We start from the raw sequence: 26,949 nt of genomic DNA, 5'->3' as shown, positions 1-26,949 counted from the left end.
CCACCGCGCGGCCCAGCGCCGTTCCAGGCGACCATTGACGCAGGTCGAGAGGCCTTATAACTTCACTATACGGATTGTTGATTCCGGGAAGCGGAAACAACGAGAGCGTGGAGGGTGCGGTCATGGGTCAGCAGGAGAAGGTGGCAACGAGCCTCGCCGGCACGGTCAGCGAGGAGATCAGCGCCTCCCTCACGGCGGTCGACGCGGAACTCGCCCGCCGCTACCCGGGAGACCCCGGCACCCGCCAGCCCGTGCACACCGTCTACGTACCCGGCGATACCTTCGAGCCCGGCACCCTCCGCTCCTGGGGCGAGGGGGCGCTGGCCGCCCTCGACGAACACGCCCCCGACGCCGCCTCCTTCGCCGCCGTCCTCGGCATCCCCGAGGAGCTCGCGGGCCCCGTCCACGACCGCGTACGCGCGAAGCTGGAGCGCGAGCCCGTCGAGGACCTGCGCATCGACTTCGAGGACGGCTACGGCCCCCGCCCGGACGCCGAGGAGGACGAGGCCGCGGCCCGCGCCGCCCGGCTGGTCTCGGAGGCGTACGCGAACGGCACCGCCGCCCCGTACATGGGCATCCGGATGAAGTGCATGGAAGCCGGCGTACGCGACCGGGGCATCCGTACCACCGACGTCTTCCTCACCGGCCTCATGGAGGCGGGCGGGCTCCCCGACGGGCTCGTACTGACGCTGCCGAAGGTGACGTACCCCGAGCAGGTCACCGCCTTCGTCCGGCTCCTCGAAGCCTTCGAGAAGGCCCACGGCCTCGACGCCGGGCGCATCGGCTTCGAGATCCAGATCGAGACCAGCCAGTCCATCCTCGCAGCCGACGGGACCGCTGCCGTCGCCCGCATGATCGACGCGGCGCGGGGCCGGGCGACCGGGCTGCACTACGGCACCTTCGACTACAGCGCCTGCGTCGGTGTCAGCGCCGCCTACCAGGCCGGCGACCACCCGGCCGCCGACCACGCCAAGGCCGTCATGCAGGTCGCCGCCGCGGGCACCGGCGTACGCGTCTCCGACGGCTCCACCAACGTCCTGCCCGTCGGCCCGACCGCCCAGGTCCACGAGGCCTGGCGGCTCCACTACGGCCTCACCCGCCGCGCTCTGGCCCGCGCGTACTACCAGGGCTGGGACATGCACCCCGGCCACCTGCCGACGCGTTACGCGGCTGTCTACACCTTCTACCGCGAGGGTCTGGAGCCAGCAGCGGCCCGGCTCGCCGCGTACGTCGCCAAGGCCGGCGGTGACGTCATGGACGAGCCCGCCACCGCCAAGGCCCTCAGCGGCTACCTGCTGCGCGGCATCGACTGCGGCGCGCTCGACACCGCCGAGGTCGCCCGGCTGACCGGCCTGACCCGCGCCGACCTGGACGCGTTCGCCGCACCGCGCCGGGGCGACCTGACGGTCACGGCTCCGTAGGGGCCGTCAGCAGGCGTCGCGCCCCGGCCGTGGTACGGCCGGTCCGGCCGGGGTGTGCAGGCCCGCCACGGGCAGGGTCCGCCGGCCGCCGCGCGGCCCGGGGCCGTCAGCGGCCGACGTCAGGAACCGTACCCGCCGATCCGTGGCACCACGCCCCCAGAGGCTCCCCGGCCACCCCGACGGCCCCGGGCCCGCCCTCAGGTGTCCCGGCGTGCGGCAGCCCCCGTACGGGCGCGGTAGGCCCGCATCTTGTGCCGGGAGCCGCACACCTCCATGTCGCACCACAGGCCGTTCGACGACGGGGCCCGGTCGTAGAAGACCCAGTGGCACTCCGGCGCCGCGCAGGCCTTGAGCCGGGTCGCGTGACGCCCGGTCAGCCCGTCCCGCAGCAGGGCTTCGAGCACCGTTCGCACGGTCTCCGCCACCGGCCCGTCGCCGGCCGGGTGCAGGGCGAGGGTGCCGTCGGGGCGGACCACCGGGGCGCCCGCCACGGAGCGGATCAGCCGGTTGAGGGCGTCGAGCGCCTCGGGCGAGGAGCGCTCGACGAGGAAGGCCCGCACGGTCTCCCGGGCCTCCGTGAGCGCCGCCAGCTCGGCCGGGGTGACCGCGTCCGGGTAGCCGTGCGCCCGCAGCCAATCGCTCGCCGTCTCCGGCCGGGCGAGTTCGTCCTCGCCGTGGAGACGGGTCGCCGTGTTGCAGAACGCCTCCACCGGTCGGAGCTCTGCGGGCGCCGGGTTCCGTCGCATGATCCCCACCATATCAACGTTACCGGCAAGTGGTCTCCTCTGGTAACGTCGAAAATCCGGCAGGGTTCTGCACCCGACATCAGGAGGCGTGTCATGAACGGCGATCTGACCAGGACATTCGAGACCCCGGACGGGACGGTGCGCTGGGACGTGCTGGGGGAGGGCGACCCGGTCGTCCTCCTCCACGGCACGCCGTTCTCGTCCCGCATCTGGCGCGAGATCGCCCCCGCGCTCGCCCAGGACCACCAGGTCCACGTCTTCGACCTGCTCGGCTTCGGGCAGTCGGAGCAGCGCGAGGGGCAGGATCTCCGTCTGGCCGCGCACACACGCGTGTTCACCGGGCTCCTGGACCACTGGGGGCTGGAGAGCCCGAGGGTGATCGCCCACGACATCGGCGGTGCCGTGGCACTGCGGGCGCTGCTGCTGGAGGGTGCCCGGTACGCCGACCTCACCCTGGTGGACGCGGTGGGCTGCGGCGACTGGGGGACCGGGCTGTTCCGGCTCGTACGGCAGAACGCGCACCTCTTCGAGCAGTTGCCGGTCTACGCGCACGAGGCGCTGGCCGAGAGCCACCTGCGGTTCGCGAGCCACTCCGGCTACCGGCGGGACGTCCTGGCCGCCCATCTCGACCCGTGGCGAGGTGAACGGGGCAGGGCGGCGTACTACCGCCAGTACGGACAGCTGGAGCAGGCGGCCACCGACGAGTTCCAGCACCTGCTGGGGTCCGTGCCGGTGCCGACCCGGATCATCTGGGGGCGCGAGGACGGGTTCCTGCCGCCGCCCTTCGCCGAGCAGCTGCACGCGCTGATCCCGCACTCCGAGCTGCACTGGGTGGAGGGAGCGGGCCACGCGATCCCGGAGGACGCGCCCGCGCGGCTGCTGGCGCTGCTGACGCGGGAGTTCCGCGCGCGGGCCTGACGGGAGTCAGGCGGGCGCCCGGCGGGGCTCACGTGGGCGGCCCGGACGGGGCTCAGGCGGGCGGCAGTTCGCCCGAACCGCGCGGGATCAGGGTGGTAGGCAGCTCCACCCGCGCCGGGGCGTGGTCGGCGCCGTCGAGCCGGCGGAAGAGGTGCTCGGCGGCGGTCCTGCCGACGGCCGCCGCGTCCTGCGAGATGACGGTGATGCCGAGCAGGTCCGCCAGCTCGATGTCGTCGAACCCGACCAGGGCCACCGGGCGTTCCTGCTCCGCGATCACCCGGACCGCCGTCACCGTCACCCGGTTGTTCCCCGCGAAGAGAGCGGTGACCGGCTCGGGCCCGCCGAGCATCGCCTCGGCGGCCGCCCGGACCCGGGGCGGGTCGGTGGTGCCCAGCGAGACCCAGCCGTCCTCCACGGTGATCCCCGCGTCCGTCATGGCCGCGTGGTATCCGCGCAGACGCTCGGTGGCGGTGTGGATCCGGGGTTGGTCGCCGATGAACCCGATCCTGCGGTGGCCGTGCGCGATCAGGTGGGCCACGCCCTCCCGGGAGCCGCCGAAGCTGTCGGAGAGCACCATGTCCGCCTCGATCCGGCCCGCCGGGCGGTCCACGAAGACCGTGGCGATGCCCGCCTTGATCTCGGGCTCCAGATACCGGTGGTCATCGCCCGCCGGGATCACGATGAGGCCGTCCACCCGGCGGGCGCACAGGGCCAGCACGAGCTCCTGCTCGCGCTCGGGGTCCTCGGCGCTGGAGCCGTTGATGAGCAGGGCCCCGTGCGCGCGGGCGACCTCCTCCACGGCGCGGCTCAGCGGGCCGTAGAAGGGGTCCGCCAGATCCTCCAGGACCAGGCCGATCGAGGCCGTGCGCCCCTTGCGCAGCACCCGGGCGCTGTCGTTGCGGCGGAAGCCCAGCACGTCGATCGCCTCCTGCACGCGGCGCTCGGTGTCGGGCGTGACGCCGGGCTCGCTGTTCACCACCCGGGAGACCGTCTTGAGGCCCACTCCGGCGCGGGCCGCCACGTCCTTCATGGTCGGCCGGTTGCCGTAGCGGGTCTCGGAGTGACGGGTGGTCCGGTCCACGGTGCGCTGTCCTGTCGTCGTAAACGGGCGGGGGGAGAGCAGTGACGCCGGTGATTCGGGCGGCATACGGGCACCTCCGGACGGCCCGCGGAGCCTGCTGCGGAGACGAACGGAGGCTGTGGGGTCGAGCATAGGCCCTGGACAACGTTGTCAACGCGATGGAGACTGTGCAGACTGTTGACTGAACCCGCAGGTCCCGCCCTTCACTCATCCGGAGAAGCCACACCGATGCATACCGACCTCGTCGCCGCGCTCGACATCGGCGGCACCAAGATCGCCGGCGCGCTGGTCGACGGCGGTGGGAACCTCCTCCTACGGGCGCAGCGGCCGACGCCCGCCCGGGAGGGTGCCGAGACGGTGATGGGCGCCGTGGACGAGGTGCTGGGCGAGCTGACGGCCTCACCGCTGTGGGAGCGTGCGGGCTCCGCGGGGATCGGCAGCGCGGGACCCGTCGACGCGGCCGCGGGCACGGTCAGCCCGGTCAACGTTCCAAACTGGCGCGACTTCCCGCTGGTGGAGCGGGTACAGAAGACGATCGGAGGGCTGCCCGTCGCCCTGGTCGGCGACGGGGTCGCGATGACGGCGGCCGAGCACTGGCTCGGGGCGGCGCGCGGCTACGACAACGCGCTCTGCCTCGTCGTGTCGACGGGCGTCGGCGGCGGCCTGGTCCTGGGCGGCACGCTGCATCCGGGTCCCTCCGGCAACGCAGGCCACATCGGCCACATCAGCGTCGACCTGGACGGCGACCTGTGCCCCTGCGGCGCGCGAGGCTGCGTCGAGCGCATCGCCAGCGGCCCGAACATCGCACGCCGCGCCCTGGACGGCGGCTGGCTCCCCGGCCCGGGCGGCGACACCACCGCCGCCGCGGTGGCCGCCGCCGCGCGCGCCGGGGACCCGGTGGCCCTCGCCTCGTACGAGCGGGCTGCGCAGGCGCTCGCGGCCGGGATCGCGGCCACCGCCACCCTGGTCGAGATCGACATCGCGGTGATCGGCGGGGGAGTGGCGGGCGCCGGAGAAGTGCTCTTCGCGCCGCTGCGCCGCAGCCTGGGCGACTACGCCACGCTCTCGTTCGTCCGCGGGCTGACCGTCGCGCCCGCCGTGATGGGCACCGACGCGGGGCTGGTCGGCGCGGCGGCGGCGGCGATCGCGCTCCGCTAGCACAACCTCCGTACGGCTCCCGGAGGGTGCCCGGTTCGTCAGGCCGGGCTCCCTCCGGGAGCCGTACGGCGCCCCCTCAGCGACCCGCGTCCGCCGGCTGCTGCGGGACGACCACGAGGAAGACGTCCTGGTCCAGGTTCATCACGACCTCCGCCGCCAGGCCCTCCCCGCGGCGCGCGGCCGCGAACTCCTCGGCCGCCCGGCTGCCGCGCGGATCTCCGGCCGGAAACCGTTCGAGAATCGTCCGCCGCACGGCGCACCCCCAGTTGCACTGTGCCGCCGGCCCGTGCTTCGGGCCCGGCGATCGTCCGCTCGACGAGATCCGCTCGTCATCGATACGGCTGCCCCGAAACCCGGCTTCGTACCGCCGGCTCTCCCGAATCGGGCCGGATGCCCGGGCCGCCGAAGCCGACTCGGCCACAGCGGCAACGGGAGTACGTGCGGTTTACCGGAGGGCGGTGGCAGCAAGGCGTAGTAGCGGTGGCAGGGCGCCGCTTGCCCCCAGCTCCTCGGCGCGATTGTTGGCTGGCAGGAACGGTAGCGGCGTAACCGCCGCGTCGGCCCTCCTGGTGGACGGTGATCCAGCACATGATCTGCGTTTCCCTCATCGAAGTTCTCGCGGGATACTGACCGGCCCGCCGGTCTGACGGCGCCGGTCGCCTGCCGGCAGGTTCCAGCAACACCAGTCAGGAGATCAACGTGAACCCATCGTCCGTGGGCGTCGTGCTGATGTCAGGCGGCGCAGTCGCCACGGCGGCCGGAGCTCTCATGTACGTCCTTCCGGGCCCCGGCCTCCCTCTTCTCGTGGTGGGACTGGCGATACTGGGCTCCGGAGCCGCCGCACGGGCCCTCGGCGGATCGCGGGAACGACGCGCTCATCGGCCTGGCTGAGCTTCCTGGCTTCGGCTACGCGGGCCCCGAGTCGCACGAGGTGACCCGGGGCGCGTGCTGCAACGTGCGGCTGCGCCACCAGTGGCGGCATCGACGAGGCCACGGTTTCGGTTTCGGCTACGTCGCAGGGAGGGAGCTGGCCGCATTTCCGCACGTCAGGCGCGGGGATCAGGGGTCATGCCTTGGGCATCAGGACGGTGTCGACGATGTAGACGGTGGCATTGGCGGTGGGGACGTCGCCGCAGACGACCTTGGAGTTGTCGTTGACCGTGTAGTCCTCGCCGGAGCCCTTGGTGGCGAGGGTGGACTTCTGGAGGGTTTCGTAGGTGCCGCTCTCCAACTGCTGCGGGGTGAGCTTCTCGCCGACGACGTGGTAGGTGAGGATGTTGGTGAGCATCTCCTTGTCGGCCAGGACCTTGTCGAGGTCGGCCTTCGGGATCTTGGCGAAGGCGTCGTTGGTCGGCGCGAACACGGTGATGTCCTGGGCGTTGTTGAGGGTGTCGACGAGCCCGGCCTTCTTCACCGCGGTGACCAGGGTCGACAGGGCCGGGTTGTTGGAGGCGGCGGTGGCGACCGGGTCCTGGGCCATGCCGTCGAAGGACCCTGCTCCGTCCTGCGGAACCGATGCGCATGCCGGTCCGAACGGTCCGTCCACGGAAGTGCTTTCGTCCGTCGCCGGGCTCGACTTCTCCTCGGCGGGCGCGGAGCTGCTGACCTTGTCGGCGGCCGCGTCGGAAGATCTGTCGTCCCCGCCGCAGGCGGTCACTGCGAGGGGCAGGGTGACGGCTGCGGTGACGGCGATGGCGGCGCGGCGGAAGCGGAAGGCGTTCACGGAAATTCTCCTGTGTAATCGGGTGATCGCTCTCAGTGCTGACCGAGGGCTGCGGGAGGGGCTCCCGGTGCAGTGAGGTTCATGTCAGGAAGTGCGGTGGGACGGAGGGGAGGCGATCAGCGGGTTCCGCCCCGGTGTGGTGGGGGCGTCGCCGGGTCCGCGTCGGGCCACGAGCGCCTCTTTGATCGTCATGACCGCTATTCGTGGCAACCGGCACTCCGGATTGGTGTGTTGGGCGAGAGAGATTCAGCCGGGCCTTCTGCCGTGGCTCCCGACGGCCGGCTTGGCCCGTCCGGTGGGTTCCTCGTGGTCCGACCGATCCGGGGCACGCCCGGTCGCGAATGACCGGTGTGTGGCTCTTTGGAGGAGGCGCCGCACGGGCTGCGGCTAGCCGTTGGAGTTGGGGAGCCGCACCGTTCTTCGCGATGGAAGGGCCGTGAAGAGCGGCTGCCGCGGGGCGTTACTCTTCTGGACGTCCCGCGGCAGTTCTCGGGGGCGCGCGTCAGTGCCTCTGCGTGCCGAGGGGGTGCGCACCTTTGGCGGGCGCGCTTCGACCGCCGCCCTCCAGCGCTTCCACCATCGCTTACACGGCTTCCCGCACGGTCTGTCCGCGCGCCGGGGATGGCGGGCTTCCGATGACGGCAGGGACGGCGAACCTGACTCCAGGTGGTCGAGGCACAGGTCCAGGACGTGCCCTTTCCGGGCTTCGCCCGGGGGATGGAGTAGTGCCTGGCAGCGCAGCGGGCTACGGTTCCGAGCCGAAGGACCTGGTGGAGTCGCCACCGGAAGTCCGGTGCGACAGGCGCCCAACTGGACCTGGACTTCAGCGCCATCGCGGGGTGCGGGCCCTCCTGGGTCCCGGAGCAGGCGGGCTCGGCGGGTGTGAACGGGGCGAACGGACGCGGTCCACCCGCCACACGGGGGGCTGACGCCTCGGCCACTCGTGTCGCGGTCTCGACGACAAGGCCGGTGGTGGCGGGGGTGCGCTGGCCACGGATTTCGTATCAGCCGCAGGGGGCGACGTGTGCGCCTGCGAGGGCTACGGGCGTACGACGATGTTGCCGATCTTGCGACCGCTGTCGACGCGGTGATGTGCCGCAGCGATGTCACGCAGATCGTAGACCTGGTCGATCACGACGGAGATCGAGCCCTCGGCAGCCAGCCGCAGGAGGAACTCGAAGTCCGCGACCCGTTCGGGTGCGGGACCCGCGAAGACATTGCCCCGGGCGCGGACCGTGTCGCCCAGGTCCGCGACGGCGAGCAGCAACACCCCTCCGGGGCTCAGCAGGCGTCGGCCTGCCGCGATCGAAAGGTTGCCCATCACGTCCAGCACCACGTCGAACCGGTCGGCTGTCCCGGTCAGTTCGGTCCGGGTGTAGTCGATGACTCGCGCCGCTCCCAGGTTGCTGCGCTTCTGTCGAGCAGGTACGGCGACTCCACGGCGCCCCGAGGCATGAGAGACGATCGACGGGTCGCTGTGGGCCGTCGCTGACCCACCTCCAGCGGTCGCCAGTGCTGTTGAACGGGACATCTCCGAAGGTTGCCTTCAGGTTCACGCGGCATGCATGAACGCCCCGGACACTTTGTCCTGCTCGTGCCGCATCGCCCTCGCGCCTGGAGGGATGGCAACTACTGGAGGTCGTGCATGGTCAAGCGTCGTGAACTGCTCGGGATGGTCGGCGCGACCGTCGGAGCCGGAGTGCTGGGAACGGGCGCCGCCGAGGCCAGGCCTCAGGATGCGCACAGCCGCCGCCGTCCGACGAAGCGAACGCTCAAGGTCATGCAGTTCAACATCTGGCTCGGCGGCAGCCGGGTACCCGGTGGGCGGGAGGGTATCGCCGACACCGTCGCCGCGGTGGAGCCGGACGTGGTGATGCTCAGCGAGTCCAACCCGGAGCGGGTGGGCCACCTCCTGGTTGATCTCGCCGCGCGCGGACTGACGTACTTCGACAACAGGAATCCGACCGACCCCGGGGTGATCTCGCGCTACCCGATCATCGAGCACGCGTCCTTCCCCTCCTGGTCGAAGGCGGTCATCTCGGTCGACGGCACTGAGGTCGCGGCCTACTCCGGGCATCTGGAGTACCGCTACTACGCCAACTACCTCCCGCGTGGATACGGCGGCGGCACCCCCGCGCCCCTGGAGACCTCCGAATACGGCTGGAACGAGATTCCGACCGGCCCGATCACCGATGTCGGCCTGATCGAGCGGCTCAACGAGGCTTCGGGGCGCACGAAGGTGACGAGGACGGTGCTCGCGGACGCTGCGAGAGAGCGCGCCGAAGGGCGGCTCACCCTACTGGCCGGCGACTTCAACGAGCCCTCGCACCGTGACTGGAACCACCGGACCCGGAACCTGTTCGACCACAACGGCACCGTCGTCGAGTGGTCGACGACGAAGGCCATCGAGGACGCCGGCTTCCGTGACAGCTACCGCGTGGTCCACCCCGACCCTGTGCGCACCCCGGGCTTCACCTGGCCGAGCGACAATCCGGGCGCCGACGTGGGAGAGCTCACCTGGGCGCCGAAAGCGGACGAGCGGGACCGCATCGACTTCGTCTTCTACCACCCCGACCGCCGGATACGGCTGCTCGACAGTGTGATCGTCGGACCGTCCAGCACCATCGTGCGCGGCCGGCGGGTGAAGGAATCGGGCAGGGACCCGTTCTGGGAGCCCACCTGGACCTGGCCGACCGACCACAAGGCCGTACTGAGCACGTTCCGGGTGAGCACGCACTGAGCAGGCTCGTGTTCCGGCAGGGAGCGTCCCGTGTCGCCGACCGTGACGAGACCGCCGGCGGTGATCGCGGAGGGCGCCCCGGACGCTCGCCCGCCGGGAGCTGGACGGTACCGACCCCGGTACGTGGGTACGGAACGGCACCGTCTGTGACCGACCCTCGGTGCGGCTGAGCACCCCCGAGGGCAGCTGCGCGCAGCCATCGAGGGAGATCGCGCGGGGAATTGGGTCCCGCGGTGCGGACGGCCTGTCGGATCGTGTCCGGGACGGCACCGAGGAGCGCGCGTCCCGGCCCCGGTACGCGCGGCGGGCCCGGCCTGCCCTGCCGGCGGCCGAGGAGCGGATGGGCCATGAGCTGCCCGGAGTGGAGGCACCTACAGCGAGGTAGCACTCGCGATGGAGGAGCGGATAGTTGGGTATCTCCAGAGAGTGTGGGAGAAGGCAGGGGGCCGGGCTGTGGACGCCGACTTTTCCCATGCCTCTCCTGGACGGCCCTGCGAATCCGGCTCCGCCGCTGTTCAGCGGCCTTCCCATCCTGGAGTACGAGTGATCGTCTGGATCAACGGTGCGTTCGGCGCGGGCAAGACCAGCGTCGCGGGCGAACTGATCGATCTGATCCCGAACAGCACCTTGTACGACCCGGAGCTCACCGGGGCGGGGCTGCGCGGACTGCTGCCCCAGAAGACGCTGGCCGAGGTGGGCGACTTCCAGGACCTGAGGATCTGGCGCCGGCTCGTGGTGGACACGGCGGCCGCGCTGCTGGCCGAGGTGCCCGGGGTGCTGGTGGTGCCGATGACCCTGCTGAGACAGGAGTACCGGGACGAGATATTCGGCGGCCTCGCCTCCCGGCGCATCCCGGTCCGGCATGTGCTGCTCTCACCTGAGGAAACGATCCTGCGTAGCCGGATAGCGGGCCGGATGGAGTACCCCGGCGACCGTGAGCAGAGCGAGCGGGTCAACCGGTGGGCGTACGACCACATCGGCCCCTACCGGGACGCGCTCGGCTGGATCACCGAGGACGCCCATGTCGTCGACAACGGCGCTCTCACCCCGCGCGAGACCGCCGAGAGGATCGCCGAAGCCGTTCGCAGCGGTGCGGCCGGGGCGTGCGAGATCGTCCAGAGCCCCGAGCCGACCGCCGCGACCGTCGCCGCAGGGGTGCTGCTCTTCGACGAACAGGACCGGGTGCTCCTCGTCGACCCCACGTACAAGCCCGGCTGGGAGTTCCCCGGCGGGGTCGTGGAGGAGGGCGAGGCCCCGGCGCAGGCCGGGATACGGGAGGTGGCCGAGGAGATAGGGCTCCGCCTCGACCGGCTCCCCACGCTGCTCCTCGTCGACTGGGAGCCGCCCGCCCCGCCCGGCTACGGCGGGCTGCGCTTCCTCTTCGACGGCGGCCTGCTGCGCTCCGAGGACGCAGGCCGCCTCCTGCTCCCCGGCTCCGAACTGCGCGGCTGGCGCTTCGTCACGGAGGAGGAGGCGAGGGGGATGCTCCCCCCCACCCGCTACGAGCGACTGCGCTGGGCCCTACGGGCGCGGGAGCGGTCCACGGTGCTCAACCTGGAGGCGGGCGTCCCGGTGGGCTGAGGGACGCCCCGCGCTGCGGTCGGCTCACACCTGAGCGCCCGCCCCTCGACCGCTGTCCGCGTACGCCCGGGACGGGGTTCAACGCCCCGCATGGATGACGCGTTGGGCAGGCCGCCGATACTCCCCCGCCCGCCGCCGCCCGCATGGCCTCCACCGCGTCCTGGGTGAGCGGGTCGCCGTGCCCGAAGCAGACCGTGGGGGCCTCCAGCGCGGCCAGCCGCCGGAACGTCTCCCGGGCCTGCGCCCGATCCACGTTGAACACGCCGAGCATCACCTCCTCCACGCTCGCCACACAGTCCCCGGTGAACAGGACCCCGTGACGCGGCAGATGGAGGGCGATGGAGCCCGGCGTGTGGCCGGGGGCATGGACCACCCGGGCGCCGCCGCCGAACGGCAGCACCTCGCCGTCGGCCACCTCGCGGTCGACCCGGGTGGGCGGCGCCTCGGGGACCGTCAGCCCGTTCTCGTACAGCGGCCGTTCCCAGTCGAGCAGGTCAGGTTCCGGTGCGCTGAGCTCGCCCCGGATCACCGGCGCGTCGAGCGGGTGGGCGAGGATCTCGGCGCCGTGGCGGTCCGCCAGCTCCTGAGCCGCGCCGTAGTGGTCGCGGTGGCCGTGGGTGAGGACGATGCGGCCGATCCGGGCGGGGTCCAGCCCCAGACCCCGAACCGCGTCCTCGATCGCGGACGCCGCCCCGGTGTCCCCGGCGTCGATGAGCGTCAGGTCCGCCCCGTCGCGCCAGAGATAGGCCTGGCCGATCCGGAAGCGGAACATGTGCAGGTGCCCGGTGAGTACCTCGATGAGATCCATGCCGCGAACGTACGCAGACACGTGCACCCGCCCTGCGGAACTACGCTTCCGGCGACTTCGCCGAGGGCGTAGTGGCTGGTGCCCCGGCGGCGGCCGAGAGAGGCCGTCGCGGGGGCGTGCGCGAGGTTCAGGCCTTCTTGGACTCCGCGTAGTTGCGCAGGAACAGCGCCTCGGTCACCGACATCCGTTCCAGCTCCTCGGGCGACACGCTCTCGTTCACCGCGTGGATCTGCGCCTCGGGCTCGCTCAGGCCGATGAGCAGGATCTCCGCCTGCGGGTAGAGCGACGCCAGGGTGTTGCAGAGCGGGATCGAGCCGCCCATGCCGCAGGACTGCATCTCCTGACCCGGGTAGGCGTCCCGCATCGCGGCCGCCATCGCCGCGTACGCCGGGCTGCTCATGTCGGCGCGGAACGGCTGGCCCTGGCCCACCTGCTCCACCGCGACCCGCGCGCCCCACGGGGCGTGCGACTCCAGGTGGGCGGTGAGCAGCTTCGTCGCCTCGGCGGCGTCGTGGCCGGGCGGTACCCGCAGGCTGATCTGGGCCCGCGCGCTCGCCTGCACGGACGGCGTGGAGCCGACGACCGGCGGGCAGTCGATGCCGATGACGGTGACGGCCGGGCGCGCCCAGATCCGGTCGGCGACCGTCCCCGTACCGATCAGCTCGACCCCGTCCAGCACCTTGGCGTCCTGCCGGAACTCCGCCTCCGGGTAGTGCAGTCCGTCCCAGTCGGCGTCCCCGGTCAGGCCGTCGACCGTCGTCGTCCCGTTCTCGTCACGCAGGGAGGCGAGCAGCTGGATCATCGCGGCCAGCGCGTCGGGGGCGGCGCCGCCGAACTGCCCCGAGTGCAGGTTCCCTTCGAGGGTGTCGAGCTGCACCCGCAGCATCGTCATCCCGCGCAGCGTCGCCGTGACCGTCGGCAGCCCGACCCGGAAGTTCCCCGTGTCGCCGATGACGATCGTGTCGGCCGCCAGCAGCTCCGGGTGCGCCTCCGCGTACCGCTCCAGACCGCCGGTGCCCTGCTCCTCGGAACCCTCGGCGATCACCTTCACCGACACCGGGACACCCCCGTTCGCCTTGAGGGCGCGCAGCACGAGCAGGTGCATGATGAACCCGCCCTTGCAGTCCGCCGCACCCCGGCCGTACCAGCGCCCGTCGCGCTCGGTCAGCTCGAACGGCGGGGAGAGCCACGCCGACTCGTCCAGCGGCGGCTGCACGTCGTAGTGGGCGTAGAGCAGTACGGTCGGAGCACCGGCCGGGCCGGGCAGGAAACCGTAGACCGACTGCGTGCCGTCGGGGGTGTCGAGGAGGGCGACGTCCGTGAAGTCCTCGGCGCGCAGGGCGTCCGCGACCCAGTTCGCCGCGGCCTCGCACCCGCTCCTGGGGAACTGCGCGGGGTCCGCCACCGACGGGAACGCGACCAGCTCGGCGAGCTCCGCCCGCGCACGGGGCATCAGCGACGCGACGGTCTCGGAAATCGGGCGGGCGGTCATGGGCACGCTCCTCGTGGGTGCGACGTTATGGGTAGGGCACGGTGTGTACGCGCCCGCCGGCGACACCGTGGGTGCGGTGTCCCGGGCAGGAACAGATCATGGCCGATCCTCCCACAGGGGGGCTCGGCCGGGACGCGCCGTAGGATGCCGTGAGCAGCTTGGGGCCACTGGTCGGATCGGGAGCAGAAGCACATCGTGAGCAGCGAGAACGCAGACGCCGGGCGGGAAAACGAAGAGTCGTCGGCGGTATGGGACGTCGTCGTCGTCGGCGCCGGACCGGCCGGCGCATCGGCGGCGTACGCGGCAGCCGTGGCGGGCCGACGGGTCCTGCTGCTGGAGAAGGCGGAACTGCCGCGCTACAAGACCTGCGGCGGCGGCATCATCGGGTTCTCCCGGGATGCGCTGCCACCGGGGTTCGAACTGCCCCTGAAGGACCGTATCCACGCGGTCACCTTCTCCCTCGACGGGAAGTTCTCCCGTACGCGCAGATCCCGGCGCATGCTCTTCGGGCTCATCAACCGCCCGGAGTTCGACGCCGGGCTGGTGGAGGAGGCGCAGAAGGCCGGTGCCGAACTGCGCACCGGTGCCTCGGTGGTGCGGGTGGAGCAGCACGGGCCCGCCGTGCCCGACCGGCGTACGGTCGCCGTGGTGCTGGCCGGCGGTGAGACGGTGCTGGCGCGGGCGGTCGTCGGCGCGGACGGCAGCGCGGGCCGGATAGGAGCACATGTCGGGGTGAAGCTCGACCAGGTGGACCTCGGTCTGGAGGCGGAGATCCCCGTTCCGGCGACGGTGGCGGAGGACTGGGCGGGCCGGGTCCTCATCGACTGGGGCCCGATGCCCGGGAGTTACGGCTGGGTCTTCCCCAAGGGCGACACGCTGACCGTCGGGGTGATCTCGGCGCGCGGCGACGGCGCGGGCACCAAACGGTATCTGGAGGACTTCATCGCCCGCCTCGGCCTCGCCGGGTTCGAGCCGTCCATCTCCTCGGGCCATCTGACCCGCTGCCGCAGCGACGACTCGCCGCTCTCGCGCGGCCGGGTCGTGGTCTGCGGTGACGCGGCGGGACTGCTGGAGCCGTGGACGCGGGAGGGCATCTCCTTCGCGCTGCGCTCGGGCCGGCTCGCGGGCGAATGGGCCGTCAGGATCGCCGAGGCGCACGACGCGGTGGACGCCCGCCGCCAGGCCCTCAACTACGCCTTCGCCATCAAGGCCGGTCTCGGAGTGGAGATGGGCGTCGGCCGCCGTATGCTCAAGCTGTTCGAGCGCCGCCCGGGGGTGCTGCACGCGGTCCTGACCGGCTTCCGGCCGGCCTGGAAGGCGTTCGCGGGGATCACCCGGGGCACGACGTCGCTCGCCGAGCTGGTCCGTACGCACCCGCTGGCGCAGCGGGCGTTGAGCGCGATGGACCGCTGAGCGACGGGGCGAGGGGCATGGGCGGCCGGGCCGCAGCGGTGCTCGTCCCCGAGCTCCACCGGGGCGCCCGGGCGAGAGCGCGGCCGCACTCGGCGGGACGTCCCCACAGCTGCGAGACGCGGTCGTGCCGGGGGAGGGGCCCGACGGTACGACACATCTGGATCCCGGCCGGGCGGCCGACGTCCTCCACGACGACTGCCCCTGACCTCTCGCGGCCCGCGCGGTCGGCCTGTTGCGGCCGCAGGCCCCGGGGTGCGGGCGGGGGATCCCCGAGCGCCACAGCTGGAAGCGGACGCCCTCGACCTATGCCGTCTGCGCCGGGGACCGGGCGATCGACCCCGCCCTGCAACGGACGCCGGCCGCCCGCTGCACCGCTGTACGGGAGTGGCGGACGGGCCATTCGCCGTTCGTGTCCCGGCCCGCGCTCGTGGTGGAGCTGGTGGCGCAGCTGCTCGGCGTGGTCAGCCCTCGAACGTGATGCGGAAGACCGGGTGGTCCGGGCAGGCGGCCAGGAGTTCGGCGTCCGTGGACTTCGCGGTGACGCCCTGGAAGTACTGGTTGACCTCCCAGCCCCACCGCTTCAGATAGGCGCGGAGGATGCGTGCCTTAGCTGCGTCGTCGGCGATCTCCACGGCGGTGAAGGCCCGGTTCCTGCGCCCCACCCGCAGCTCACCCCCGCCCGCGACGCGCATGTTGCGCACCCACTGGGAGTGGCCCCGGGCCGAGACGAGGTACCGGGCGCCCGCGTAGGAGTGCGGGTTGACGGGGATGCGCTGCATCCGGCCGCTCGTGCGTCCACGTACCGACATCTCGGCGGAGCCCATGAGGCTGATGCCGTGCCGGGCGAGCCGGCCGATGGCGCTGTTGAGGCGGGTGGCGGTTGCGCCGGCCCGGAGGTAGTACGGCTGCGGCTGCGACATGGTGACCCCCAGGGGCGTGGACGCGGCGGGATGATCCCGGTGGTGGGAGAGCGGTGCTCCAGATGGGAGAGCGGCGCTCTCGCTTGAGATCAGTGTGCAAGAGGTTGATGCTCAAAAGCAAGAGCAGTGCTCTCGTTACTGTTCGGTGCTCTGAACGCGTGGCAGACTGACCGCCATGAGCACCATCAGAGGGGCCAGGGAGCGCGCCCGCAGAGAAGTGACCGCCGCCATCAAGGACGAGGCCAGAAAACAGCTGGCGGCGGAGGGCGCGGCCAAGCTCTCCCTGCGCGCGGTCGCCCGCGAGCTGGGCATGGCATCCTCGGCGCTCTACCGCTACTTCCCGAGCCGCGACGATCTTCTCACCGCGCTGATCGTCGACGCGTACGACGCCATCGGCGAGGCCGCGGAGACCGCCCGCGCCACCGCCGACGGGGCCCGCCCCCGCCCCGCCCCGTACGCCGACCGCTGGGTCGCCGTGGCCGGTGCCGTACGGGGGTGGGCCCTCGCCCACCCCCACGAGTACGCCCTGATCTACGGCTCACCCGTCCCTGGCTACAGCGCCCCCATGGACACGGTGGGCCCCGCCTCCCGGGTCGGCATGGTCCTCATCGGCCTCATCCGCGACGCGTTCCGGGACGACGGGCTCGCGGTGCCGCCGCTCGCGGCGGATCTGCGTGCCGAGGCCGAGCGGCTCGCCGCCGAGATCGTCCCCGACCTCCCGCCCGCCGTCGCCCCGGCCCTCGTGGCCGCCTGGGCCCAGCTCTTCGGCCTGATCTCGTTCGAGATCTTCGGCCAGTTCAACCGGATGGTCGAGGCGCGCGAGCAGCTCTTCCGGCAGGCGGCCGGGGAGCTCGCCCGCTCGGTCGGGCTGCGCGGGAGCCAGGGCGCCGGCTGAGTCGCGGGACGCCCCGTCCTACGGGGTGGAGTCGGCGGAGCCGGAGCGGTCCGGTCGGTCCGGGGCCGGGCCGCCCAGCCGGCGGCCGTCCCGCCGCGGAAAGCGCCCCAGGACATGGATGACCCGCGCGGCGAAGGCCAGTACGGCGGCCGCGCCGGCGAGGCCGAGGACCGCCGTCCGCGCTGTGCGGCCGAGGTCGAAGAGGAGGAGGGCGGGTGCGGAGGCTGCCGCGAAGGTGAGGCCGGCCAGTACGGTGGAACTGATCAGCGCGTAGCCGATCTCGACCGTCATCGCGTCCCGCTCCGCCTGTGTCCGCCGTGCCCCCATGGCGGCAGTGTCACAGGCCCGTCGCACTCCCGGCAAGCGTGCGGCCCCGCGCCTGGCCCCACGCCGGTCGCCGGACCACAGGCTCCGCGTCCGGCCCACCTTCACCAGGTGACCGCGGAGTTGTCCGTCCAGATCCTGGCCACCGAGCGGTCGCCGCGCAGTGTCACGGCGGCGAGCGGCAGGCGGTTCCAGAGCGTGAGGTAGAGACCCTCCGCCGTTCCGCTCAGTTCGCAGTCCACGCGGTCGTCGGCGCCGCCGTCCGAGCTGGCGGCCGAGCCGCTCCCGTCCCTGGCGACGGGCGTACGTACGGTCTGCGGCGGCTCGTCCGAGATCCGTACGGTCCACACCGCGTCCGTGTCCACGGCCCGCACCCGCAGGGCGCGCGGGACGGAGGAGCGCACCCGGCTCTTGGGACGGGCGTGGAAGCCGGTCAGGAGTTCGTCGATGCCGTCGGCCGCCCGGTCGGCGTCGACCGTCGTCAGTGGTCCGCCGAGCGCCGACTCCGCGTCGACCCGGTGCACGGTCGTCTCGTTCAGCTGGCGGCGGGACCAGAACGCCAGGGGCGAGGGGGCAGGGAGGAAGCTCCAGCACTCCAGGTCGGCGGGGGCGTTTTCCAGTGACCGGACCAGGTTGCGGTGGCCCGCCCGGAACCAGTCGAGGAGTTCCTCGCCGTCGAGATCCGGTTCTCCGCCGTCGGGCTGGGGCGTGGTGTGCCCCTCGGTGACGAACCCGGCCGCCCAGCGGTGCACCATGCCGGTGTGGCGCAGCAGGTGACGTATCTGCCAGCCGGGACAGGTCGGGACCGAGGCCCCGGGGCCCGCTTGTTCGGCGGCCGCCGCGAGGAGGCGGCCTTCCTCGGACAGGGAGGCGATGTACTCGGTGATCTCCATGGCCGGATTGTGCCAGGGGGCGGTGGCGGCTTGGGGGTGCGTGGTCGGGTCAGGTGCATCCGTCCGATGAGGCGTGCGTCGCGTTGCGGGCCCCGTACCCCAGGGCGGCTGCCGCCGCGGCCAGCAGGGCCACGGTCGTCAGCGCCATCGGCAGTGAGAACCAGTCGGCCAGGAAGCCGATCGCGGGCGGGCCCAGCAGCATGCCGCCGTAGCCCAGCGTCGAGGCGGCGGCCACCCCGCTCGGTCCGGCCAGTTCGCCGGCCCGGCCCACGGCCACGGGGAAGATGTTGGCCAGCCCCAGGCCGGTGACCGCGAAGCCGGCCAGAGCGAGCCAGACGGTCGGCGCCAGTGCGCCCAGCAGCATTCCGGCCGCCGCGACCGCACCGCCGAGGACCAGGGTGCGGGTCTGGCCGAGCCGTTCCAGCAGCAGCGTCCCGGTGAGCCTGCCGATGGTCATCGTCAGGGCGAACAGCGCGTATCCGGCGGCGGCGAGGCCCGGATGGGCGTCCAGGTCCTGCTCCAGGTGGAGTGCGCCCCAATCGGCGAGCGCACCTTCCCCGTACGCCGTGCACAGGGCGATCAGGCCGAACAGCACGACGATCCGGCGGGCCCGCGGGTCGAGTCTCCGCTGGGGCTGCCGCTGAGGCGTGTGCGGCCCGTGGGTCGTACGGGGCGTACGGGCCGGGCGGTGGCGCAGCAGCGCCGGCCCCGCGAACGCGGTGACGAGCAGGCCGATACCGGCCAGCAGGAACAGGTGCGTCGAGGCGGAGAGGCCGCCCGCGACCAGCCCGCCGAGTCCGGCACCGACCATGCCGCCGAGGCTGAAGGCGGCGTGGAAGCTCGGCATCACCGGTCGGCGGAGTTCGGCGACCAGGTCGACGGCAGCGCTGTTCATCGCCACGTTCATCCCGCCGTACGCCGCTCCGAAGACCAGCAGGACGAGGCCGAGCGAGAGCGCCGCATGGGTCTGCGCGGGCAGGGCGATGCTCAGCGGGAGCAGCACCCCACAGGCCACGGTCACGGCGTGGCTGCCGTAGCGGCGGCAGAGGCGGCCGGTGACCATCATGGTGATCACGGCGCCCGCGGAGACGCCGAGCAGGGCGAGGCCGAGGGTGGAGGCGGAGGCGCCGGTCTGCTGCTTGATGGCCGGGATGCGGACCACCCAGCCGGCGAAGAGGAAGCCATCGAGGGCGAAGAACACGGTCAGCGCGGTACGGAGGCGGGCCGACGAGGGTGGGGCGGTGTCTCCGCCAGGTCCCCCCGGTAGGGCCGTCCGCAGTTTGTTTAGTTGCGGCACAAACTCAGCATAGGGGTGGGTGGAGGGCAGTCGCAACATGGCTGACGGAGGCGGGTTCCCCCCGCCCCGGCGGGCTCCCTCGGCGTCCGGGACACCTCCGGATCATGGGAGACTCGCCCTCATGAACGGCAAGGCGACCACCACCCGGACGAAGTTGGAGAGGGGCCGCAGTGCGCTCGGGCCCGCACTGGAACTGGTCCACACCGGGCGCGCCCCGACGCGCGCCGTCCTCACCTCCGAGCTCGGTGTCACCCGGGCCACCGCCGGGGCGGTCGCCGCGGAGCTGGAGGCGCTCGGGCTGATCCGCGTCGACTCCAGCCCCGGTTCCGCGGCCGGTTCGCAGGGCCGCCCCTCGCACCGGCTGTCCGTCCTGGAGGCCGGCCCCGTCGTCCTCGCCGCCCAGGTCCACGCCGACGGCTTCCGGGCCGCACTCGTCGGTCTCGGCGGCCGGATCGTCGCCACGTCGCCGGGCTGCGTCGCGGTGATGGCCGACCCCGCGCAGGTCCTCGGTGAGGTCGTGGCCGCGGGGGCGCAGCTGCTGCGGGAGGCCGGCCTGCGTTGCGTCGGCGCCGGGCTCGCCGTACCGTCGGCGGTCGCCGAACCCGAAGGCACGGCGCTCAACCCGCTGCACCTCGCCTGGCCCGCGGGCTCGCCGGTCCGCGACATCTTCGCCGCCTGCGTCCGGGAAGCGGGCATCACCGGCCCTGCCTTCACCGGCAACGACGTCAACCTCACCGCGCTGGCCGAACACCGGCACGGCGCCGGACGCGGCGCCCAGCACCTCCTCTGCGTCGCCACCGGACACCGGGGCGTCGGCGGGGCCTTGGTGCTCGACGGCCGCCTGCACAGCGGGAGTTCAGGGCTGGCCCTGGAGGTGGGTCACCTCACCGTGAACCCGGAGGGGCGGCCCTGCCACTGCGGCGGACGCGGCTGCCTCGACGTGGAGACCGACCCGCTCGCCTTCCTCACCACCGCGCGCCGCGACCCGGGCCCGGAGGAGTCGCTCCTCAAGCAGGCCGGCGATCTGCTGCGCACGGAGTACGAGGACGCCGACGTACGTAACGCCGCCGAGGCGCTGATCGACCGCCTGGGTCTGGGCCTCGCCGGGCTCGTCAACATCCTCAACCCGGACCGGATCATCCTCGGCGGGCTCCACCGCGACCTGCTGGAGGCGGACCCGGAGCGGCTGCGCGCCGTCGTCGCCGACCGCAGCCTCTGGGGCCGCAGCGGCAGCGTGCCGATCCTGCCCTGCACCCTGACGCACAACAGCCTCGTCGGCGCGGCCGAGCTGGCCTGGCAACCTGTCCTGGACGACCCGCTCGCGGTACTCGCCTGAGCCGGAAGCCGGAAGCCGGAAGCCGGAAGCCGGCGGTCCTGGGGGCGGCGGTTGGGCATCACGCTCACCGCACCGCCGCCCCCAGGACCTTCCCGGTTCGCCCCCCGCCGAACGTCAGCCGACCACGGCCGACCTGGCGGGTCCGGCCGCGAGGGCCTCGGGGCTGATGGGGACGGACCCGAACGGCCCGTCGGTGGTCGACCCGTAGACCGCGAGCGGCGGCAGGGTCGAGGTGTCGCAGACCGCCGGCAAGGTGAACCAGACAGCCTTCCCGGCCGCGCCGCTCGGCCGTACGCCCCAGCTCTCGCTGACCGCGGCGATCAGGGCCAGACCCCGGCCCGAGGTGGCGAAGGAATCCGCCTCGTTCACCGTGGGGACACGGGGGTCGTGGTCGTGGACGGAGACCGTCAACCGGTCGAGCAGCAGCTCGATGTCGACGGTGCATGACTTGTCCGGCTGTGCGTGCCGGTGGACATTGGTCAGGAGTTCGGTGACGCCCAGGGCTGCCTGGTCGATCAGAGGATCGAGATGCCAGTAGCGCAGTTGCGCCGAGATGATTCTGCGGACCTGACCGATCCGCGACGGCAGGGCTTGGAGCTCCACCGTGCAGTGCCTGCTTGGCTCGCTGATCACGGCTGCGACTCCCCGAAATAGGTCCGGAAGAAGAAGACGGACGAACGGAGCCGGCGGACGACTGACTGCCGAATCCGCTCTGCTCTTGTCGTGTCTCTCACGTCGCACGATCCGGTCCCGCGCTGTCCCGCGGGGGCGGATCGCTCTGTCACCGATGGTGCACCTTCAGTGACGTGGGTCCAGCGTGGCCCAGCCCGACCGGCTCCGCAACTCGCGGAGCCGCGTACGGCGCCTGAGGAACAGGAACCTGGGCTCAGCCCCGGCGGCCGCCCGCGCTGCGCAGCGCCTCCAGGAAGCGGCGCAGCGGGGCCGCTCCGTCGCGTCTGCGGTTGCGCTGCCCCATCGTCAACCGGTAGCGCACGCCGTTCACCCGGGCGATGGCCGAATCCGCCGCGAAGAACCACCGTTTGCCCGCGCTAACCGTGCTCACCGGGGCGCTGTCGATCTCCCGCCCGTTGCTCATCAGCAAGGACAGCCGGCCGTCCTTGACGACCACCTGACCGGCCCTGGTCAGCGACCGGGTGAACCGCTCGATCCTGACCCCCGACGCACTGAACTCGACGTCCGCCATCGCGGCTTCGCCCCCCTTCGTCACCACTTCTCCTGTTGCAGTGTGCCCGGCCGCGCCCCTGGCCGCCAGAGGGCACGGGAGCCCGCCGCGCGCTGCTCGCACCGCCCGCCCCAACTGCCCCCGGAAGACCGGCTCAAAGGCAGGGCTATAGACCATCAAAGTCAACGTTTGTGCAGGTCGGCGGCATATCGTGGAGGCAGGAGCACCGGGCGGACGAGCAGCGACGCACGGCGGACGAACAGGGGCACGGCGATGGACACCGATGAGCTGGGACGTGACCGCGGGGCCACGGGGGCGGTCATGGGGACGGCGGACGTCGACCGCAGCGACCCGGAGTACCGGGCCTGGCTGAAGGAAGCCGTCCGCAAGGTCCAGGCCGACGCCAACCGTTCCGCCGACACCCACCTGCTGCGCTTCCCGCTGCCCGAGGAGTGGGGCATCGACCTCTACCTCAAGGACGAGTCGACGCACCCCACCGGCAGCCTCAAGCACCGGCTCGCCCGCTCACTCTTCCTCTACGGGCTCTGCAACGGCTGGATCCGGCCGGGCAAGCCGGTCATCGAGGCGTCCAGCGGGTCGACCGCCGTCTCCGAGGCGTACTTCGCCAAGCTGATCGGCGTGCCGTTCATCGCCGTGATGCCGCGCACCACCAGCCCGGAGAAGTGCCGGCTCATCGAATTCCACGGCGGGCAGTGCCACTTCGTCGACGACTCCCGCAAGATGTACGAGGAGTCCGCGTCCCTCGCCGCCGCGAGCGGTGGGCATTACATGGACCAGTTCACCTACGCGGAGCGCGCCACCGACTGGCGTGGCAACAACAACATCGCCGAGTCGATCTACCAGCAGCTCCGGCTGGAGCGCTATCCGGAACCCACCTGGATCGTCGCCACCGCCGGGACCGGCGGCACCTCGGCCACCATCGCCCGCTATGTGCACTACCTCCAGCACGACACCCGGGTCTGCGTGCCCGACCCGGAGAACTCCTGCTTCTTCGACGGCTGGACCCGCAACGACCCGTACGCGAGCAGCGACTGCGGCTCCCGGATCGAGGGCATCGGCCGCCCCCGCATGGAGCCCAGCTTCGTGCCCGGCGCCATCGACCGGATGATGAAGGTGCCCGACGCGGCGAGCGTCGCCGCCGTACGGGCCCTGGAGCGGACCATCGGCCGCAAGGCGGGCGGCTCGACGGGCACCGGGCTGTGGAGCGCCTTCAAGCTGATCGCCGAGATGGTGGGGCAGGGGGAGAGGGGCAGCGTCGTCACGCTGCTGTGCGACCCGGGCGACCGCTACCTGGACAAGTACTACTCCGACTCCTGGCTGGAGGAGCAGGGCCTGGACATCGCCCCGTACAGCGCGGCGATCGACGGCTTTCTCGCCTCCGGAACCCTGACCGGCTGAGTGCCCGGAGCAGCGCTCAGGCCGCCGGTGCGGTCAGCCGCCCGTCCAGCCGGCGCACCGCGTCCCGGAAGGACCGGCCCATCCCCAGCCGCGCGACCCCCAGCACCGAGCGGAACGGGCCGGTCCCGTCGGCGGCGAAGGTCCACTGCACCCGGGTCCCGGTCCCGTCCGCGGTGAGCCGCCACTCCTCCACCAGGGCCCGCAGCCCTGGGGCGTTGGTCTCGTCGACCCGGTAGGCGTACCGCTCGCCCGGCTCGGCGGCCACGACGGTCTCGCGGAAGCGGACCCCGCCGCGCAGCCGCACCTCCCGGCCCGCGCCCCCGTCGGTGGGCGTGGCCCGGGTGACGGCGGTGAACCAGGTGGGCCAGGAGGCGACATCGTCCGCGAGCGCCCGGTAGACCACGTCCGGGGGTACGGACACCTCGGCGGCGAACACCAGACGAATCGGCGCGGACTCGGTGAACTCCATTCCTACGGTACGGAGTCGGCGTGCCATCCTGTGCACCTCCCGGCGGTCTGCGCTTATGGGGAGGCACACCATAGCGGCCGGGACGTCAGTTGTCTGTACCACTGCCGGCCACCGGCTCCCGGCCCTCCATCCGGGTCCGGGCGGCGGTCCTGGCGGCCTCGGCGATGTTGCGGGCCATCCCGCCGAACACCACCGCGTGGAAGGGCGACACGCCCCACCAGTACGCGTGGCCGAGCAGTCCCTGCGGGTGGTACAGGGCGCGCTGGCGGTAGAGCGTGCGCCCCTGGTCGTCGGCGCCGACCGACAGTTCCAGCCAGGCCGCGCCAGGCAGCCGCATCTCCGCCCGCAGCCGCAGCAGTTCGCCCGGCACGATCTCCTCCACCCGCCAGAAGTCCAGCGAGTCCCCGACCCGCAGCCGGTGGGCGTCCCGCCGCCCGCGCCGCAGCCCGACCCCGCCGACGATCCGGTCGATCCAGCCGCGCACCGCCCAGGCGAGCGGGAAGGAGTACCAGCCGTTCTCGCCGCCGATGCCTTCGATCACCCGCCACAGGTCCGCCCGGTCCACCGGCACGGCCAGCTCGCGCTCGTCCCGGTAGAGGCTGCCGCCCGACCAGTCCGGGTCGGTGGGCAGCGGGTCGCTCGGCGCCCCCGGCAGCGAGGCGGAGGACCAGCGGGTGGCCACCTGGGCGTCCTTGATCCGCTGGAGGGCGAGCCCCAGGGCCCGGTCGAAGCCGATCGGCCCCTCCGGCGGATCGGGGACGTACCGCACGATGTCGTGCTCCCGGCAGACCACCTCGTGGCGCAGCGACTCCGCGAGCGGCCGGGCGATCGACCGGGGGACCGGGGTGACCAGCCCGATCCAGTGGCTGGAGAGGGTCGGGGTGAGGACCGGGACCGGCACGATCACCCGTCGGGGGAGCCCCGCCACCCGGGCGTAGCCCTGCATCATGTCCCGGTACGTCATGATGTCCGGGCCGCCGATGTCGAAGGTCCGGTGCACCTCGGGCGGCAGCGTCGCACTCCCCACCAGGTACCGGATCACATCCCGTACGGCGATGGGCTGGATGCGGGTGGAGACCCAGCTCGGGGTCACCATCACCGGCAGCCGCTCGGTCAGATAGCGCAGCATCTCGAACGAGGCCGACCCCGAACCGATCACGATCGCCGCCCGCAGCACCGCCGTCGGCACCTTGGAGTCCAGCAGGATCCGCCCCACCTCGGCCCGTGACCGCAGGTGCGGCGACAGCTCCTTCTCCGGCACCCCCTCCGGGGTCAGCCCGCCCAGGTAGACGATCCGCCGCACTCCGGCCGCGCGTGCCTTCTCGCCGAAGTTCCGCGCGGCCCGGCGGTCGGTCTCCTCGAAGTCCGAGCCGGAGCCGAGCGCGTGCACCAGGTAGTACGCCACGTCGACGTCCCGCATCGCCTCGGTCAGTGAGTCTGCGTCGGTGACATCGCCGCGCACCACCTCGACCCGGTCCGCCCAGGGGTGGTCGCGCAGCTTCTGCGGCGTCCGGGCCACCGCGCGTACCTGATGGCCGGCGTCGAGGAGGGCGGGCACCAGTCTGCCGCCGATGTAGCCGGTGGCCCCGGTGACCAGGCAGCGCAGCCGGGCCGGGGCGGGAGCCGGGGCGGGAGCCGGGGCGGAAGGCTCGGCGGAGGAATCGCGTACACCGGGTTCTTCAGGAAGATCCGTCACCTGTCCGAGTGTCGCACCCGATGGCGTACGAGGTCGGGACGAGGACTCCGTACGGCGGAGCGCGCGTGGTCAGCGGCTCAGATCGGCTCGGCTCAACGCACCGCCGCCAGCGTCCCGCCCTCGCGCAGCCTGGCCGTCAGCTGTACGGAGGCGTCGCGCGGCGCCCGTACCGCCGGCGTCGGGCCGCCCGCCGCGCCCCGTACCTGGCCGGTGGCCTCGATCCGGTCGACGGCCCGGCCGCCCGCCGCCGGGACGTACCACCGGCCGGAGGCGGCCTTCCAGCGCGTGCCCGCCAGGCCCCGCCGCCTGCGCTGCCCGTGCCGCTTCCGGGGAGCGGCGGGACTGGCGGCGGAACGTTGCTGCGGTTGATGGATCGGCATGGGTTCGGTGCCTTCCGAGGCCGTGGCGGGCGAGTGTCATACCGACAAACGAGTCAATCGTGTGACGGTCACATCACCCGCTCCGGCGAGGGGGCGGGAACGGCCGCACCGTGGTGGCGCTGGCGTCGGCTGTACTCATCGATGGCCTGCCACGGATGACGTCGGTCGACGTCCGGCCAGTGGTCCCGGGTGAAATGCGACCCCGCGTAGGCGGCCTGCCAGGGAGGAGAGTTGGAGACGCGCTGCTCGTCGCCGGTGCGCCACAGCAGGTCCACGTCCGGCATGTCGGGGTGGGGCAGATGGCGGGCGGAGTCGTCCTCGTCGAGGAGGTGGGGGTCCACCTCGCCCTCCCGGGCCGCCTGGGCGAGCGCTGCGGCGGTCCGGGTGATCTCGTCGCGAACGCCGTAGCCGACGCAGGTGGTGAGGGTCAGTCCGGTGCGGCCGCCGGTGCGGCGCTCCTCGCGCCTGAGGGCGTGGACGAGGTCCTGATCACGCTGCCGGAACGACACGGGCGGGTGGTGCGGAAAGGCGTCTCCGCCGATCACCGCCGGGCGAGCAGGGAGTCCAGCACCCCGCCGAACAGCCGCCTCCCGGCCGAGGCCAGCAGCGGGTCACCCCACCGCGGCACCGCCCGCACCCGCAGCTCCTCCACCCACACCACATGAGAACCGGAATGCGTCGGCAGTACGTCGATCGAGGCCCGGCCCAGCACCAGGGAGCCGCGCTTCTCCAGCAGGCAGATCCCGGCCCGGCCACCGGCGGGCGGCGTCCAGCGGACCACTTCCATCGGATCGTCGAAGGCCAGCGGGCCCACCCCCGTACGCGCCGTGAACACCGTGCCGACCCTGGTCGGCGCCCCGCCCGCCACCGAGATGGCGGTCAAGGGGACATGCGCGGCATGCCGTTCCCAGTCGGTCACCCGGCGCCAGGCCTCGGCTGCGGGGAGAGGGGAGAAGCGCTCGATCCGGAAGACGGCCATTCCTCGATCCTAGGACGTCACGGCCGTACGGCGACCCGAACGGAACCCGGACAGCCGCACCCCGGTCAGCCGATCAG

General features: G+C 72.6%; 25 protein-coding genes and 3 pseudogenes. 10 read left to right on the top strand and 18 right to left on the bottom strand.

Features of this window, described 5'->3' with window-relative positions; genetic code table 11:
- Positions 1 to 122 precede the first annotated feature (122 nt).
- Positions 123 to 1,421 carry a DUF6986 family protein gene (locus AMK21_RS23725; RefSeq protein WP_073881180.1) on the top strand — a complete coding sequence of 433 codons (1,299 nt, stop codon included), beginning with the start codon at positions 123 to 125 and terminating at the stop codon, positions 1,419 to 1,421.
- A gap of 197 nt (positions 1,422 to 1,618) precedes the next feature.
- On the opposite strand, the gene AMK21_RS23720 is transcribed toward AMK21_RS23725, so the two are convergent.
- Complete coding sequence (locus AMK21_RS23720; RefSeq protein WP_073881178.1) at positions 1,619 to 2,167, bottom strand: CGNR zinc finger domain-containing protein; 549 nt, start codon at positions 2,165 to 2,167, stop codon at positions 1,619 to 1,621.
- Between the two features lie 93 nt (positions 2,168 to 2,260).
- Between AMK21_RS23720 and AMK21_RS23715 the strand changes: the two genes are divergently transcribed.
- On the top strand, positions 2,261 to 3,085 hold the full coding sequence (locus tag AMK21_RS23715; RefSeq protein WP_073881130.1) for an alpha/beta fold hydrolase: 825 nt from the start codon (positions 2,261 to 2,263) through the stop codon (positions 3,083 to 3,085).
- A gap of 52 nt (positions 3,086 to 3,137) precedes the next feature.
- On the opposite strand, the gene AMK21_RS23710 is transcribed toward AMK21_RS23715, so the two are convergent.
- Entirely contained in the window at positions 3,138 to 4,166 is a 1,029-nt protein-coding gene (locus AMK21_RS23710; protein WP_107429978.1) for a LacI family DNA-binding transcriptional regulator, read from the bottom strand.
- A gap of 228 nt (positions 4,167 to 4,394) precedes the next feature.
- Between AMK21_RS23710 and AMK21_RS23705 the strand changes: the two genes are divergently transcribed.
- The gene (locus tag AMK21_RS23705; RefSeq protein WP_073881128.1) at positions 4,395 to 5,324 is read left to right on the top strand and encodes an ROK family protein; all 930 of its coding nucleotides are present in this window, start codon (positions 4,395 to 4,397) and stop codon (positions 5,322 to 5,324) included.
- Between the two features lie 76 nt (positions 5,325 to 5,400).
- Here the strand turns inward: AMK21_RS23705 and AMK21_RS35510 are convergent, their stop codons facing one another.
- From AMK21_RS35510 to AMK21_RS23690, 3 genes are all read right to left on the bottom strand, one after another.
- Complete coding sequence (locus tag AMK21_RS35510) at positions 5,401 to 5,577, bottom strand: hypothetical protein (RefSeq protein WP_176727615.1); 177 nt, start codon at positions 5,575 to 5,577, stop codon at positions 5,401 to 5,403.
- Positions 5,578 to 6,390: 813 nt separating this feature from the next.
- Positions 6,391 to 7,047 carry a fasciclin domain-containing protein gene (locus AMK21_RS23695; protein ID WP_073881123.1) on the bottom strand — a complete coding sequence of 219 codons (657 nt, stop codon included), beginning with the start codon at positions 7,045 to 7,047 and terminating at the stop codon, positions 6,391 to 6,393.
- A gap of 1,039 nt (positions 7,048 to 8,086) precedes the next feature.
- Positions 8,087 to 8,578 carry a zinc-binding dehydrogenase gene (locus AMK21_RS23690; protein ID WP_073881121.1) on the bottom strand — a complete coding sequence of 164 codons (492 nt, stop codon included), beginning with the start codon at positions 8,576 to 8,578 and terminating at the stop codon, positions 8,087 to 8,089.
- 114 nt (positions 8,579 to 8,692) lie between these two features.
- Here AMK21_RS23690 and AMK21_RS23685 point away from each other — a divergent pair, with 114 nt between their 5' ends.
- Together AMK21_RS23685 and AMK21_RS23680 are read left to right on the top strand one after the other, a co-directional pair.
- Entirely contained in the window at positions 8,693 to 9,787 is a 1,095-nt protein-coding gene (locus tag AMK21_RS23685) for an endonuclease/exonuclease/phosphatase family protein (RefSeq protein WP_107429977.1), read from the top strand.
- A 543-nt stretch (positions 9,788 to 10,330) separates the two neighbouring features.
- Positions 10,331 to 11,368 (top strand): NUDIX hydrolase, encoded by a 1,038-nt coding sequence (locus AMK21_RS23680; RefSeq protein WP_073881119.1) that lies wholly within the window; start codon positions 10,331 to 10,333, stop codon positions 11,366 to 11,368.
- 124 nt (positions 11,369 to 11,492) lie between these two features.
- Here AMK21_RS23680 and AMK21_RS23675 read toward each other — a convergent pair.
- Both AMK21_RS23675 and AMK21_RS23670 read right to left on the bottom strand, forming a co-directional pair.
- Positions 11,493 to 12,176 (bottom strand): annotated as a pseudogene (locus AMK21_RS23675) (MBL fold metallo-hydrolase); the annotation flags it as partial.
- Positions 12,177 to 12,303: 127 nt separating this feature from the next.
- Positions 12,304 to 13,668, bottom strand: coding sequence for a dipeptidase (locus AMK21_RS23670; RefSeq protein WP_073881115.1), 1,365 nt, complete (start codon positions 13,666 to 13,668; stop codon positions 12,304 to 12,306).
- A 195-nt stretch (positions 13,669 to 13,863) separates the two neighbouring features.
- On the opposite strand from AMK21_RS23670, the gene AMK21_RS23665 reads away from it, so the two are divergent.
- On the top strand, positions 13,864 to 15,081 hold the full coding sequence (locus tag AMK21_RS23665; protein ID WP_073881114.1) for a geranylgeranyl reductase family protein: 1,218 nt from the start codon (positions 13,864 to 13,866) through the stop codon (positions 15,079 to 15,081).
- Positions 15,082 to 15,151: 70 nt separating this feature from the next.
- Positions 15,152 to 15,559, top strand: a pseudogene (locus AMK21_RS23660) (alpha/beta fold hydrolase); the annotation flags it as partial.
- On the opposite strand, the gene AMK21_RS23655 reads toward AMK21_RS23660, so the two are convergent.
- Positions 15,543 to 16,001 (bottom strand): nitroreductase/quinone reductase family protein, encoded by a 459-nt coding sequence (locus tag AMK21_RS23655; RefSeq protein WP_073881112.1) that lies wholly within the window; start codon positions 15,999 to 16,001, stop codon positions 15,543 to 15,545. The pseudogene AMK21_RS23660 and the gene AMK21_RS23655 overlap by 17 nt on opposite strands.
- 175 nt (positions 16,002 to 16,176) lie before the next feature.
- Here AMK21_RS23655 and AMK21_RS23650 point away from each other — a divergent pair, with 175 nt between their 5' ends.
- Positions 16,177 to 16,896: a TetR/AcrR family transcriptional regulator gene (locus AMK21_RS23650; RefSeq protein WP_073881110.1), complete on the top strand. Its 720-nt coding sequence runs from the start codon at positions 16,177 to 16,179 to the stop codon at positions 16,894 to 16,896.
- Positions 16,897 to 16,914: 18 nt separating this feature from the next.
- Here the strand turns inward: AMK21_RS23650 and AMK21_RS23645 are convergent, their stop codons facing one another.
- From AMK21_RS23645 to AMK21_RS23635, 3 genes are all read right to left on the bottom strand, one after another.
- Positions 16,915 to 17,223 carry a DUF6332 family protein gene (locus tag AMK21_RS23645; protein WP_073881108.1) on the bottom strand — a complete coding sequence of 103 codons (309 nt, stop codon included), beginning with the start codon at positions 17,221 to 17,223 and terminating at the stop codon, positions 16,915 to 16,917.
- Positions 17,224 to 17,324: 101 nt separating this feature from the next.
- Positions 17,325 to 18,113: a maleylpyruvate isomerase family mycothiol-dependent enzyme gene (locus tag AMK21_RS23640; RefSeq protein WP_073881106.1), complete on the bottom strand. Its 789-nt coding sequence runs from the start codon at positions 18,111 to 18,113 to the stop codon at positions 17,325 to 17,327.
- A gap of 49 nt (positions 18,114 to 18,162) precedes the next feature.
- Positions 18,163 to 19,314 (bottom strand): MFS transporter, encoded by a 1,152-nt coding sequence (locus AMK21_RS23635; RefSeq protein ID WP_073881104.1) that lies wholly within the window; start codon positions 19,312 to 19,314, stop codon positions 18,163 to 18,165.
- A 217-nt stretch (positions 19,315 to 19,531) separates the two neighbouring features.
- Between AMK21_RS23635 and AMK21_RS23630 the strand changes: the two genes are divergently transcribed.
- Entirely contained in the window at positions 19,532 to 20,746 is a 1,215-nt protein-coding gene (locus AMK21_RS23630) for an ROK family protein (RefSeq protein ID WP_073881102.1), read from the top strand.
- A 114-nt stretch (positions 20,747 to 20,860) separates the two neighbouring features.
- Here the strand turns inward: AMK21_RS23630 and AMK21_RS23625 are convergent, their stop codons facing one another.
- On the bottom strand, positions 20,861 to 21,379 hold the full coding sequence (locus AMK21_RS23625; RefSeq protein ID WP_199863268.1) for an ATP-binding protein: 519 nt from the start codon (positions 21,377 to 21,379) through the stop codon (positions 20,861 to 20,863).
- A 253-nt stretch (positions 21,380 to 21,632) separates the two neighbouring features.
- Entirely contained in the window at positions 21,633 to 21,950 is a 318-nt protein-coding gene (locus tag AMK21_RS23620) for a hypothetical protein (RefSeq protein ID WP_073881170.1), read from the bottom strand.
- Between the two features lie 252 nt (positions 21,951 to 22,202).
- Between AMK21_RS23620 and AMK21_RS23615 the strand changes: the two genes are divergently transcribed.
- Positions 22,203 to 23,348 carry a PLP-dependent cysteine synthase family protein gene (locus tag AMK21_RS23615; protein ID WP_073881100.1) on the top strand — a complete coding sequence of 382 codons (1,146 nt, stop codon included), beginning with the start codon at positions 22,203 to 22,205 and terminating at the stop codon, positions 23,346 to 23,348.
- Positions 23,349 to 23,364: 16 nt separating this feature from the next.
- On the opposite strand, the gene AMK21_RS23610 is transcribed toward AMK21_RS23615, so the two are convergent.
- The 5 genes and pseudogenes from AMK21_RS23610 to AMK21_RS23590 form a co-directional block, all read right to left on the bottom strand.
- Entirely contained in the window at positions 23,365 to 23,844 is a 480-nt protein-coding gene (locus AMK21_RS23610; protein ID WP_073881098.1) for an SRPBCC family protein, read from the bottom strand.
- Between the two features lie 58 nt (positions 23,845 to 23,902).
- On the bottom strand, positions 23,903 to 25,513 hold the full coding sequence (locus AMK21_RS23605; RefSeq protein ID WP_073881096.1) for an SDR family oxidoreductase: 1,611 nt from the start codon (positions 25,511 to 25,513) through the stop codon (positions 23,903 to 23,905).
- A 92-nt stretch (positions 25,514 to 25,605) separates the two neighbouring features.
- Positions 25,606 to 25,812, bottom strand: a pseudogene (locus AMK21_RS23600) (hypothetical protein); the annotation flags it as partial.
- 149 nt (positions 25,813 to 25,961) lie between these two features.
- Positions 25,962 to 26,402, bottom strand: coding sequence for an undecaprenyl diphosphate synthase family protein (locus tag AMK21_RS23595; RefSeq protein WP_234422024.1), 441 nt, complete (start codon positions 26,400 to 26,402; stop codon positions 25,962 to 25,964).
- 32 nt (positions 26,403 to 26,434) lie between these two features.
- Positions 26,435 to 26,872: an SRPBCC family protein gene (locus tag AMK21_RS23590; RefSeq protein ID WP_073881094.1), complete on the bottom strand. Its 438-nt coding sequence runs from the start codon at positions 26,870 to 26,872 to the stop codon at positions 26,435 to 26,437.
- Between the last annotated feature and the right edge of the window lie 77 nt (positions 26,873 to 26,949).

This window comes from Streptomyces sp. CB00316, assembly GCF_001905595.1.
Taxonomy (GTDB): Bacteria; Actinomycetota; Actinomycetes; order Streptomycetales; family Streptomycetaceae; genus Streptomyces.
Note: the sequence above shows the minus strand (reverse complement) of the source record. Positions and strands in the feature narration are given on the sequence as shown.